9 protein-coding genes are annotated in these 13,324 nt (G+C 34.8%); 7 read left to right on the top strand and 2 right to left on the bottom strand.

Annotation, left to right across the window (positions count from 1 at the left end):
* The 7 genes from IMCC3317_RS22520 (at nucleotide 1) to IMCC3317_RS22490 (ending at nucleotide 11,068) form a co-directional block, all read left to right on the top strand.
* Entirely contained in the window at nucleotides 1-3,087 is a 3,087-nt protein-coding gene (locus IMCC3317_RS22520) for a SusC/RagA family TonB-linked outer membrane protein (protein ID WP_228054879.1), read from the top strand.
* Between the two features lie 18 nt (nucleotides 3,088-3,105).
* A complete protein-coding gene (locus tag IMCC3317_RS22515; protein ID WP_160131714.1) occupies nucleotides 3,106-4,872 on the top strand; it encodes a RagB/SusD family nutrient uptake outer membrane protein in 1,767 nt (588 codons plus the stop codon).
* A 7-nt stretch (nucleotides 4,873-4,879) separates the two neighbouring features.
* Nucleotides 4,880-6,574, top strand: coding sequence for a hypothetical protein (locus IMCC3317_RS22510; protein ID WP_160131713.1), 1,695 nt, complete (start codon nucleotides 4,880-4,882; stop codon nucleotides 6,572-6,574).
* A gap of 13 nt (nucleotides 6,575-6,587) precedes the next feature.
* Complete coding sequence (locus IMCC3317_RS22505; protein ID WP_160131712.1) at nucleotides 6,588-6,989, top strand: hypothetical protein; 402 nt, start codon at nucleotides 6,588-6,590, stop codon at nucleotides 6,987-6,989.
* Between the two features lie 41 nt (nucleotides 6,990-7,030).
* The gene (locus IMCC3317_RS22500) at nucleotides 7,031-8,188 is read left to right on the top strand and encodes a mandelate racemase/muconate lactonizing enzyme family protein (RefSeq protein ID WP_160131711.1); all 1,158 of its coding nucleotides are present in this window, start codon (nucleotides 7,031-7,033) and stop codon (nucleotides 8,186-8,188) included.
* Nucleotides 8,189-8,201: 13 nt separating this feature from the next.
* Nucleotides 8,202-9,659: an NAD-dependent succinate-semialdehyde dehydrogenase gene (locus IMCC3317_RS22495; RefSeq protein WP_160131710.1), complete on the top strand. Its 1,458-nt coding sequence runs from the start codon at nucleotides 8,202-8,204 to the stop codon at nucleotides 9,657-9,659.
* Nucleotides 9,660-9,976: 317 nt separating this feature from the next.
* Nucleotides 9,977-11,068 carry a formylglycine-generating enzyme family protein gene (locus IMCC3317_RS22490; RefSeq protein WP_160131709.1) on the top strand — a complete coding sequence of 364 codons (1,092 nt, stop codon included), beginning with the start codon at nucleotides 9,977-9,979 and terminating at the stop codon, nucleotides 11,066-11,068.
* Nucleotides 11,069-11,133: 65 nt separating this feature from the next.
* Here IMCC3317_RS22490 and IMCC3317_RS22485 read toward each other — a convergent pair whose 3' ends face one another.
* Both IMCC3317_RS22485 and galK read right to left on the bottom strand, forming a co-directional pair.
* Nucleotides 11,134-12,153, bottom strand: a complete 1,020-nt coding sequence (locus IMCC3317_RS22485) for a UDP-glucose--hexose-1-phosphate uridylyltransferase (RefSeq protein WP_160131708.1) — start codon at nucleotides 12,151-12,153, stop codon at nucleotides 11,134-11,136.
* Nucleotides 12,154-12,173: 20 nt separating this feature from the next.
* A complete protein-coding gene (gene galK, locus IMCC3317_RS22480) occupies nucleotides 12,174-13,322 on the bottom strand; it encodes a galactokinase (protein ID WP_160131707.1) in 1,149 nt (382 codons plus the stop codon).
* Between the last annotated feature and the right edge of the window lie 2 nt (nucleotides 13,323-13,324).

Below are 13,324 nucleotides of genomic sequence, written 5' to 3'. Positions count from 1 at the left end.
ATGAAACAAAAGAGTTTAAATAAAACAGCACGATCCTTTGCCATTCTAATTATGATATTTTTCTTTCATTTAGAAGCAAATGCACAATCGGTAACGGTAGAAGGAACAATTAAAGGTAAAGAAGATAGTCTGCCAATTCCTGGCGCTACCATTATCGTAAAAAATAAAAAAGGTGGGCAAATCAGTGATTTTGATGGTAATTACAAAATCGAAGCTGAAATTGGTGATTTTTTAATTTTCAGCTATACTGGTTTAGAAACACAAGAAATAGAAGTATCTTCTGATAAACGAATTGATGTTTTCATGAAAACAGATGTGAACAGTTTGGAAGAAGTTGTTGTGATTGGATATGGTAGTGCAAAGAAAAAAGAAGTTACTGGAGCTATCACTAAAATTAAATCGGAAGACTTAGAATCTATCGTAACGCCTGACCTTGGAACTGCTTTGCAAGGTCAAGTTGCTGGTGTAAGTGTTACCTCATCAGATTTGCCTGGTGAAGATTCTGAAATTCAAATTAGAGGAATAGCAACATTAAATGAAGGACAAAACAATCCGTTATTTGTTGTTGATGGAATACCACAAGAAGGCAATCCAAGAATTCCGCCAACAGATATTGAATCATTAACAATTTTAAGAGATGCTTCTTCGAAAGCTATTTATGGTATTCGTGGATCTGCAGGAGTTATATTAATCACTACAAAAAAAGGAACGCCTGGTACATTACGTGTTCGTATCAACTCTAGTTATGCAGTACAAGACAGAAATTCTGCCGTACCGCTAATGAATTCCGTAGAGCAAACGTATTTTGATGTTGTTTCTGCCGCAAATGTAAATGGTACAGCAGATGACCAAGTAAATTTGCAATTATTGCAACAACCGAATCAATTTGTCAATGAAACTGACTTGAATGATTTGGTATTTAATGACAAAGCAACAACACAAAATCATAATGTAAACATATCTGGAGGTAGTGACGATATTACGTATAATGTTGGTTTTGGCTTTTTTGATCAAGAAGGTTTACAAATCAATTCTGGTTTTCAACGTTTTAATATGCGTGCTAATACTGTTTACACAAAAAATAAATTAAACATTCAGGCAAACATAGCGTATCAAACAGAAGAGAGAGATATTCCGCAAGGAAACCTATTATCACAATCTATCGTTTACAGACCTACACAAAATGGTTTAGACTTAACTACTTTTGACGATTTAGCACAAGGTGGTGACGATGTAAATAGATTAGGTTGGGTTTTAGAAAGTTTACGTACAACCAACAAATTAAAAAGGACACGCGTTAGCGCGACAGCAAATGTGAATTATGAAATTATAGAAGGACTTTCGATTAGAAGCAATATAGGATTGACTTCCACCAATGATATTGGAAAAACTGTAAGACCATATCAAGAAATTTTCAATACTCAGGGACAATTACAATCAGAACCTGAAAATAGTTATGTTGAAAACAGAGCAAGATTAACCACCAACTTTGCTGGTGAACTTGGTGTAAATTATGAAAAAACATTTGCCGAAGATCACAAACTTACCTTTACATTTTTTGGTTCTACACTTAAAGATCAAAGTGAAGCATTTGCGGCAAGAAGACAAGGATTAACTACACCTGGAAGTGATGTACTAAACGGATCAACAGGAACACAAAGTGCTACATCTGGTTTTGATTATACTGACACACGAATTGGATTGGTAGGAAGAATACAATACAATTACAAAGATCGATACTTAGTAAACACAAGTATACGTAGAGATGGTTCGTCCAAATTTAGAGAACAACAATGGGCAACTTTTCCTGCTGTATCAGTAGGTTGGAATATTGCTGAAGAAAAATTTTGGTCAAATACAAAATCTACTGTAAATACATTTAAGCTTAGAGTATCACGTGGTGAATCTGGAGTAGATAGAACACGATCATATTCGTTCTCTCCTGTTATTTCGCAAGATATCAATTACTATGGATTTAATCCAGATACTGGAAACGAAACACTAAGCTTAGGAGCTATTCAAGAAGCATTTGCGAATGAAGGTTTAGGTTGGGAAACGTTGAAAGAAAATAATGTTGGAATCGATTTAGGATTCTTCAAAAATAAATTAACAGTATCTGCCGATTATTACAAAACCAAAAACGAAGATATGCTTTTTCCTATCTTTGTTCCTCCATCATCTGGTGGCGGTAACAATGCACAAGTAGTTTTAAACGTTGGTAACATGACCAATGAAGGTTTAGAATTAACAGCAGCATTAAGAGGACAAACTGGAAAAGTAAACTGGCGTATGAACGGTACGTTTACAACCAACAAAAACCTAATTACCCGAATAAATGGAGATACAAACTTCTTATTAACTAACGATTCTGGTTTGGTTGGTAGAGCACCGCAACAATCAAGAGTTACTGCGTTATCGGTTGGGCATGAAGCTGCTGCTTTCTACTTATGGAGAACAGATGGAATCATTGATACAGAAGAAAAACTTGCAGCATATCAACAAATAGATAACAATGCACGTATGGGAGATACTCGCTTCATTGATCAAAATAATGATGGTATCTTAGATGATAATGATCGTGTATATAGCGGAAGTGGTTTGCCAAAATATGAAATTGGGTACACGTTCAACGCTACCTACAAAAGCTTTGATTTCTCTATGAACTGGTACGCAGCATTAGGGCAAGAAATTATGAACGGTTTTGATGCTTGGGCTTATGGTTTTGGTAGACACAAAGATTTAGTGTACCAATGGTCATCTGCCAATCCTGTGACACCTATTCCTGCATATAGAAACGACATCCGAAGACATCCAAACTATTTAGGATATAGTGATCTTTGGTTAGAAGATGGATCCTATTTACGATTAAGACAAATATCTTTAGGATATAGTATTCCTAGGAAAAAAGCAGAAAAATGGGGATTCAATAGAGTTCGCTTTTATGTTCGATCACAAAATCCAATCACAATTACAAAATACTCTGGATACAACCCTGAAGTTGGTGGCGGTATTGCAGGAAGAGGTTTAGATAAAAATACTGGACCAATAGCTGTTCAATACATGTTTGGAATAAACTTAAATTTCTAAAAAAATAAACTATACGTTATGAAAGATATAATAATCAAAATGTGTTCGTTGTTGCTGCTCATTACAGTTACAAACTCATGTGTAGATGATGAATACTTAATAGAGGAAAATCCGAATGAAATTTCTGAAACTAATTTTTGGAGAAACCTATCGGAAACAAATCAAGGACTAAATGCCGTATACCAAACGTTGCTAAATCCTGCTATTATAAATAAAATTGCGGAGATTTTAAGATCAGACATGGGATATCCTGGTTATGGTCGTCCTGTGCCACAAAACACAGAAGATTTCTATTTACATACCTATAATGGTAGCACCAATGAGATCAGTAACAAATGGACAGCCAACTATCAAGGTATATTTAGAGCAAATCAAGTAATTGAAGCCTTAAACAGACTAGAAAATTTTGGAAATGATGAAGCTGAATGGACTTCACAAATGGCACAAGCGCGCTATTTTAGAGGTTTATTTCATTACTATTTATACTCTTCTTTTAATGAAGGAAGCATTATCATTCGTGATGCAGTACCTGTAACTAGTGATGACTTTTCAAAACCATTATCTTCTGCACAAGAAGTATTACAATTTATACGTGAAGATTTAGAATATGCATATGCAAAACTCTATAAAAAAGGAGAATATCCTAGCAATGATGCAAGTAGAGTAACCGCTGGAGCAGCTGGAACTATCTTAGGAACAAGCTACTTACAAGAGTTAGACTATACAAATGCAATGCCTTATTTTGAAGATGTAATTAACAATCATGGGTACGAATTGGAAGATGACATGAGCAAGCTTTTTACAAATGCTGGCGAATTTAACAAAGAATCCATATTTGAAATCAACTTTACAAATGATAATGTTCGAATTGATTTACCGCCATGGGATGGAGAGTCTGGAACAAACTGGCTAAATCAACAAACTTCAAACACGCGTGGAGCTGTTGGACCTGCTTGGATTGCCTATGCATACAAAACAGAACCAATGGATCCTTTAGATTCAAGAAATTACTACGATGATCCTATTACAGGAACAACACTTAGAAATGTACCGCTTCGTGCTTCGGCAATGATTGCAATCGTGGAAGATAACCAAACTACCTACTATTTAGATGGTACTGTGAGTGAATACCAACGTTTTCATGGAACAGCATGGGGATTTGCTTGGTGGAAAAAATACACAAATCATGACATTCTCGCAAGAGAAGGAGATTTACCAGGTGGCGCACCATATTCAAGCAAAAATGTAACGCTAAACAGATTAGCAGATGTTTTATTGATGCAAGCAGAATGTAAAATAAAAACGGGTGCTACAGATCAAGCATTAAACTTAATCAACAATGTTAGAAAAAGATGGGGATTGGCATTACTTGGTATTCAAGGAGCTGATTTATCGCATACGTATGACGATGTAATGTATACATCCGAAAGCTTAATGCAACACTTAATGCGTGTTGAAAAACCTTTAGAAATGGCAATTGAAGGACATGCTATTCGTCAGCAAGATTTCCAACGATGGAAAATTTCAGAAAACTATAGTTTCACCAATCGCTTACAAGAACTATCTAACGAAACGTATTATGGTGTCAACTATCAATTTGTAAATGCAAATGGACAAACAATCACTAGAGGTAATTTTCCTTCTTTAGAAGCCGTACAACCTAGTGGAGCACATATTGTAGTTGATTATGAATACAATACCTCAGCATTAAATTATAACGAATCGTTGCATGGAAATTACCCAATTCCATTCTCAGAACTAAATTCTAATCCAAACATTAATTAAATCTACTATGAAAGCAATAAAAATAACGATACTAGCTTTAGCATTAGTGTTAGTATGGAATTGTAGCAAAGATGATTATCAAGACTATGAAGCACCTGATACACTTTCTGATGTGTCATGGGTTATTGGATTGAATCGAACTTCACAAGAACCATTTAGCATCAATTATGATACACATATTTCATTTTTCGATTTATCACAAGGAGCGGTAAGTCACGAATGGCAAATACAACAAGGAAATCATTTCTTAGTAGAAGATTTAGATCCAACCGATACACTTACAAATTACATAGATGAAGCTGCTGGTTTAATTATAGGAAGACCAAAAGCACATGTGTTTTTTAGAAATAGTGGAGAGAATACAGTTCGTTTACTAAATAAGTTCAGCGAACCTGTTAGTTACAACTCTAGTGCTGGACCATTTAACTCAGTGCAAGAAGGAAATTTACATGTAATAGATACCACATTTACATTTGATGTGTACGCACAAATAAAGCCTGCATTTAAAGTATTGCAAGATGGTGTTGAAATCCTTACCGTTACCGAAGATGAAATAACTTCGATTGACGATATAGATACGTGGCCAACAGTAGATGTTGAGGCTGGAACTTCGTTAACGTTTATGGATTTAACAGAAACTGGAAGACCAAACGGACGCTCATGGAGATTCCCAGAAGGAACACCAAATCAAGTTGGCGGAATAACGGCGAATGTGAGTTTCTTTCAACTTGGAACGTTTACAGGAGAACTAAGATCATTTAGAATTGCTCCACAACCAAACGCACAAGAAACAAAAGTAATTCCGCTAAAAGTTAATGTAGTTCCTTCATCGCAACCATTTGTGTTTAGTAACAACTTAACAGAAGCCGAAAACGAAAAAATATCATTTCAAGTCAACGGAGAAGTGACTCCTTTCTCAGGAGAAGAAGGAAGTTTTACGGTAAATGTAATGAATACTGCTTCTGGATTTAACCAAGTCATTCCTGTACAATTAGCAAACGTACAAGCAGCTGATGCAACCTTCATTGAGTTGACATTATCGCAACCAATATATAATTCTGACCTTATTACGGTTTCTTACAACGGAACTAACATCACATCGTCGGATACAAGAGTACTGCAACCATTTGGTCCAGAAACGGTAGCCATGTTTTTTGGAGATAATATTCTTCCTGGTAATGGTTGGGCTAGTTTTGAACTCACAGGCGGTGGCGTTAACAATGCGTATGCATCTAGTCAATACTTTATTCCAGGTGGTCAAGGAAATGGTCAGTTTGGAGATTTAGTCTGGGAAAGAGTCACTACAAATGCTGCTGACGGTGCTGCAAGTATGCAATACAACTTACCTAACGTCTCTCCTATTCCAAACATGAATCTATTTGGTTTCAGTTTTGCAAAACCTAATGGTATTCCTGCGGGAACCTATAAAGTTTCATACAAAGTATTCAAAGAAAGTTCTACACTAAATGCGTTTAGAATGGAATTTGGAAATCCTGTTACAGATATCAAAGTATTTGACATTTCAACCATCAACAATAATCAATGGGTAGAAGTTTCGGAAACCATAGTTTTTACAGCTGATTTACCTACAAACTACAGAACGACATTACGAGTAATAGCCGGAGACAATCCAGGTGTAACTGGCGCACAATTGCTTTATTTTGACGACTTATCATTGATAGAATTAGAACCAAGACCATAATAAAATAACACTAATGAAAAATTCAATAAAATATATACTCTTACTGTTGATAACGACATCTTTTTTTAGTTGTGAAGAAGAAAACAACTTTCAAGAGCCAGACATACAACTCACTTCTGTATACACATTAACAGATATTGATGTAACAGATGCGCCTGTAAAAATTAATATATACAGAGAGAAAAATTTAATTATAGAATATGTGTCTGATGTAACTCCATTAAGTTTTACTTCAAACAACTATTCTGATACTTCTGATGATGTAAATTATCAAATCTCAGTAACCAAAACTGATGACACTACAAGTTATAGCTATGTTATTGCTGCCGATAGAGTTACTGGTGATGGTACACTAACAATTGATGGCACTACAGTATATAATATTACTGTTATTGAAGATCAAGTTTATAACTAAATCAAGTTATCATTAATTAACCAAACAAAATTTAGTAAAACATGGTTATAGAAAAAATAGAAACATACATACTCAAAGACAAACTGTCTAAAAGTTTTTTCTTTTCGCAATGGGAATATTCAGAAAGATGTATTTGTGTAGTTAAAATAACTACTTCAGATGGTCAATTTGGGTGGGGAGAAGGATACGGACCTGCAAACATTTTAAATGAAGGTATCAAATTTTTAGAGCCATACATCATAGGAAAAAATCCACTTGAAAATGAAGTCATTTGGAGTACGATGTATCGAAAAACGCTTGATTTTGCTAGAAGAGGAGTTCTTGTAGCTTCCATGAGTGCTATTGATATTGCCCTGTGGGATTTAAAAGGTAAAATTCTCAACTTGCCTGTATCTACCTTACTTGGTGGTGCGCACAGAACCAAAATAAAACCGTATGCAACAGGTCTTTATTTTACAGATCATAACAACCCATCTAGAGATTTTGAAGAAGAAGTAGCCAAATACAAATCGCAAGGTTTCAAAGCTATCAAAATGAAAGTTGGGTTAGGCGTAAAAGAAGATTACGAAAATGTAAAACGCATGCGCGAATTGCTCGGTGATGATATTGATCTTATGATCGATTCCAACCACGCATATACATTAAGAGAAGCTGTTTCACTTTGTAAAAAAATTGAACAGTTCGATATCAGTTGGTTTGAAGAACCCATTTCTCCTGAATACTATCAACAATACAACGAATTACGAAGCAAAACTTCCATACCTATAGCTGGTGGAGAATGTGAATACTTACGATTTGGTTTTCATCAATTACTAAGAACGAAGTCAGTAGATATTATACAACCAGACATTTGCGCCAGTGGCGGATTAACCGAAGCTAAAAGAATAGCCGCTTTGGCAAGTACATATGGTATTGAAACAGTTCCACATACGTGGGGAACGTCTATAGGAATTCATGTAGCTTTGCATTTTATTGCGAACTTAGAAAATATTCCAGGTCGTATGAAATCACCTGATTTCTTAATAGAATACGATCAAACAGAAAACGGTTTAAGAGAACGACTTACCTATCCTAAAATTAAAATGAAAGATGGTATGATTGAAGTTCCAACTACACCAGGACTAGGTATTGAAGTGAATGAAGATGTACTGATGGAATATTCAATAGTCAAACAAAAATTTAACGGTACTTTTATTTAAGCTAATAAAAACAATGAAAACTCAGAACTTCGGTTATAAAAAATTATATATTGACGGACAACTTATCGATGCTGCAAGTGGAGAAAAGCAAGATGTCATTTGTCCCGCAACAGGAGAATCTATTGCACAAATTGCTGAAGCTGGAAAAGCAGATGCCCTAAAAGCACTTGAAGCTGCTCAAAAAGGATTCAAATATTGGTCAAAACTATCATTAGCTGAGCGAACTGAATGGATGCTAAAACTTAGATCCGCTATTCTTGAAAAAGAACATGAACTAAGAAATGCAATGGTTCATGAAATGGGTAAAACCTACGCGGGTGCATATGAAGATATTGAAGCTATTACAAATGCTTTATCGTGGTATCCTGATGCCATGAAAAATTTGAGGGAAGAACAAATTCCAGATTATGAAGGCACACATACGCACAAAATGATTTCGAAACCTGCTGGAGTCGCTGTTGCGTATCTCGCTTGGAATTTTCCAATACTAAATGTAGGTTTCAAATTGGGTCCTGCCCTAGCCTCAGGCTGTTCTATTATCATAAAACCTTCCGAAATGTCACCATTATCAGCCTATATGATTGGTGAAATAGCACATAGCATAAATTTTCCCGCTGGTGTCATTAACATCTTAGCTGGTACAGTGAGTGAAGTAGCACAAACGTTAACTACAAGTAAAATTCCTGCTGTTATTACCATGATTGGATCTACAACAACAGGACAAAAAGTAATTGCAGAAAGCACAACATCTATCAAAAAACTAGGAATGGAATTGGGTGGAAATGCACCTTTTATCGTATTTGAAGATGCTGATTTTGACACAGCGTTAAACCTTGCTGTTGCACTAAGGTTTGGTAATTCAGGTCAAGTTTGCGTCGCTGCCAATAGAATCTTAGTTCATACATCAATCTATGATAAATTCATAAAAGCATACGTTGAAAAAGTTTCAAAACTAAAGGTTGGTTTTGGTACAAAAGAAAACGAAGATGTATTTATGGGTCCTGTAGTATCTAAAAAAGATAGAGATCGTATGTTTGATCTTATTGAAGATGCAACAAGTAAAGGTGCAACACTTGAATATGGTGGAAAAATACCTGATTATTTGCCTGAAACTGGCTTTTGGATAGAACCTACAGTCGTTTCCGGAATTACACCAGAAATGAAACTATTCACTCAAGAAACATTCGGACCTGTTGCAGGTATCATGTCTTTCGATACGGATGAAGAAGTGTTGGCATTAGCAAATGATACCGAATTTGGATTAGCATCTTACATATTCACAAATAATCACAAACGAATAGAACACTTTACAGAAGAGCTGGAATTCGGAGAAATACAAATCAATGGTGTCAAATATGCAATCTATTTACCACATGGTGGGATTAAAAATAGTGGAATTGGTCACGATTGTTCTCATTTGGCTTTAGATGATTATTTAGTCAAAAAGAGAGTTTCTACGGCGAAAATGTAGTGTCAATTAAAGAAATTCGAATTCAGAAAAATATAGGCAGATTTAAAATTATTCAAAACATATATATTTATAAAAAAGACTGTCCAAACGAATCGTCTTTTTTTAGTTTATGTTTAGTTCAAATATAATTAAGGGACAATATGTTATTATTTTATATTTTTTTGTTGAAATACCTTTAGCAGATGTTAGTTGTAAGCGTTCTATAAAACGTGTATTGCAATTCTATAAATTTAAAAAATAGGCGTACTAAAAGGAACTATTCATTGCTTTTTTTAATACTTTTATATTTCAATAGAACTTAAAAAATTTCTTCTAAAATGAATCATTTCTTAACCAAATATATCTTTCTATTCATTGCTATTACTTTTATTGCTTGTGAAAATAAAAAGCCTTCTCAAAATAGTTCTAAAAACACACCATTAGATGAATTTTTAGATCTGAAAATTCCAAACGGAATGGTTTGGGTAGAAAGCAAAACATTTTTACAAGGAGCAAAAGAAAATGATCCTTTTGCAATGCAAAGAGAAAAACCTGCACATACGGTAAAAGTTGATGGTTTTTATATAGATGAAACAGAAGTTACCAATGCTCAATTTAAAGCTTTTGTAAAAGCAACAGGCTATAAAACAATTGCCGAAAGACCAATTGATTGGGAACAAATGAAAAAAGAATTGCCGCCAAATACCCAAAAACCACACGATTCTATCCTAAAACCCGGCAGCTTAGTTTTTAATAAAAATGTAAATGCGGTTGCCAATATGGCGAATTATGGACAATGGTGGACATGGAAAATTGGTGCCGATTGGAAACATCCTAGCGGTCCTGATAGTTCTATTGATGACAAAGATAATCTTCCTGTTGTGCATGTTGCCTTAGAAGATGCATTAGCGTATTGCAAATGGGCTAACAGAAGATTGCCAACGGAAGCCGAATGGGAAGCTGCTGCGCAAGGAAAAAATACAAATGACGTTTATACATGGGGAAATGACGCCAATATATTAAACCAAAATTCAAATACGTGGCAAGGTAATTTTCCAATAACAAACAATCCTGATGATGGTTTCTCGTATGTATCGCCTGTAAAATCGTATGCACCAAATAGTATTGGTCTCTATGATATGCTCGGAAATGTTTGGGAATTGACAAGCGATTTATTCAATGTAAATTATTATAAAGAAATAGATACTTCTCAGCCATTGACAAACCCAAAAGGAGCTTCAAAAGGATACAGTCCAGAAAATCCATACCAAGTAGAAAATGTGATGAAAGGTGGTTCTTTTCTATGTCACGAATCGTATTGTGCAAGTTTTAGAATTTCTGCAAAAATGGGCGTGAGTCATGATTCTGGTTCTGACCACATGGGATTCCGAACTGTGGTAACAAAAAAAATGTTGACTTCTGAAAAATAGTCTTTCACAGAAGTCAACAATTACTATAACTTTTCGCGCTAAGCATATAATTTTAAGAATTTACTTTACAACAATTCTCTAAGGCGAAATGCCGCTTGCTCTGCTGTAATATCGCGCTGTGGCGAGCCAAACATTTCATAACCAACCATAAATTTCTTAACCGTTGCGCTTCTCAATAATGGCGGGTAAAAACTCATGTGCCAATGCCAATGTTTGTTAGATTTTCCATTTGTTGGCGACTGATGAATTCCGCTAGAATATGGAAACGAACATTGAAATAGTTTGTCATATACTTTGGTAATTTTCGAAATTGCGTCAGCAAAATTTGCGCTTTCTGATTCTGAGAGTTGTGAAATATTTTCAAACTGTTGTTTCGGAACAATCATCGCTTCAAATGGCCAAACTGCCCAAAATGGTATCAATACTACAAAATCATCATTTTGATAAATGATACGTTCTTTCGCTTTTAATTCTTGCGACAAATAATCTCCTAATAAACTTGTCTTGTTTTCGTTGTAATATATTTTTTGTTGCACATCTTTCTTAGCAACTTCGTTAGGAAGTGTGGATTGACTCCAAATTTGCCCATGCGGATGCGGATTACTACAACCCATTACAGCACCTTTATTTTCAAAAATTTGCACATATTGAATCATTGATTCTTTACCAAGTGACGTATATTCTTGTTGCCAAGTTTCTACTACTTTTTGGATTGATGAAACACTCATGTCAGCCAAACTTTTGGAATGATCTGGACTAAAACAAATTACTTTGCAAATTCCTTGTTCGCTTTTCGCGATGAAAAGTCCATCGTTTACTGAAAATTCCGGTGAATCCGATTGCAAAGCGGCAAAGTCATTTGTAAATACAAATACATCTTCGTATACTGGATTTTGTTCTCCATTAATTCTGGTATTGCCTGCGCATAAATAACAACTCGGATCGTGTGCAGGACGCTGCTCATTAGAAATAGCTTCATTCTGTCCTTGCCAAGGTCTTTTAGCTCTGTGTGGCGATACCAATACCCATTCTCCCGTGAGTATGTTGAATCGTTTGTGTGAATAGTCTTGTAAATTTGTACTCATTTTTTATAATATATATTGTATTAATCGACTAAATGTGTTCCTCTTGATAACTTTACGCTGTAAATAGAACAGTCTTTTTTAAATGCAGCTCTATATTTTTTAGAAACACCTTTTTTGAATTTCTTAAATTGGTCTTTTTTAATAAGGTTAATGGTACAGCCGCCAAAACCGCCGCCCATCATTCTAGCACCTAAAACATGTGGATTTTCTTTTGCCCTAGCCACTAAAAAATCGAGTTCTTCACAACTCACTTTATAATTAGTGCTTAAACCTTCATGAGATTGATATATTAAATTCCCTAAAACTATTAAATCATTTTTCTTTATAGCTTCTGAAAACAGCTTCACGCGATTATTCTCATTAATTACATATAAAGCTTTTTGGTAATCTTCATCGGAAATATCACTTTTAATACGATCTAAATCTTCTTTTGAAGCATCTCTTAAAGCATCAATCCCTAATAGTTGAGATACTTTTTCGCAAACTGAACGTCTATCATTATAAGCACTTTCAGATAAATCGTGCTTTACATTACTGTTAATAAGCATCAATTTATAATCCTTAAAATTTATTTTAAAAGGCTCAGATTCTATAGTTCTACAGTCTAATAAAAGCGCGCTCTTTTTTACACCAAACATACTTGCGTATTGATCCATGATGCCACATTTAACACCAGCATAATTATGTTCGGCTTTTTGAGATACTAAAATCATATCGTGTTTAGTCAATCCTAAATCGAATAATTCATTCAATCCAAATACAAAACTATTTTCTAATGCAGCAGAAGATGACATACCTGCACCGCCTGGAATATTACCCGCAAAAACACTGTTGAAATTTCCAATGTTTTTCCCAAGCATTTGCAATTCTGCAACAACTCCTAGAACATAATTTCGCCAACCTCCATCTTCTAACGGTTTTATGTTTTCAGTGTTAAATTCGTAGATTTCATTCTTGTTTAAAGCATACGTGCTACTAACATTAGAATCGCTCTTACTTATAGCAAGTGCAATACCTTTATTAATGGCAGCAGGAAATGCAAAACCATCATTATAATCGGTATGCTCTCCAATAAGGTTAATTCTACCCGGAGAAAATACGATAAGAGGCTTTGTTTTATAATGCGCTGTAAAACTGCTCTTTATTTCTTTAACTAATTTCTTATTCATAA

Origin of the sequence: Kordia antarctica (genome assembly GCF_009901525.1) — a bacterium.
GTDB classification, from domain to species: Bacteria; Bacteroidota; Bacteroidia; order Flavobacteriales; family Flavobacteriaceae; genus Kordia; species Kordia antarctica.
The sequence above is the reverse complement of the archived record's forward strand: the minus strand, read 5'-3'. Positions and strand labels throughout refer to the sequence as shown.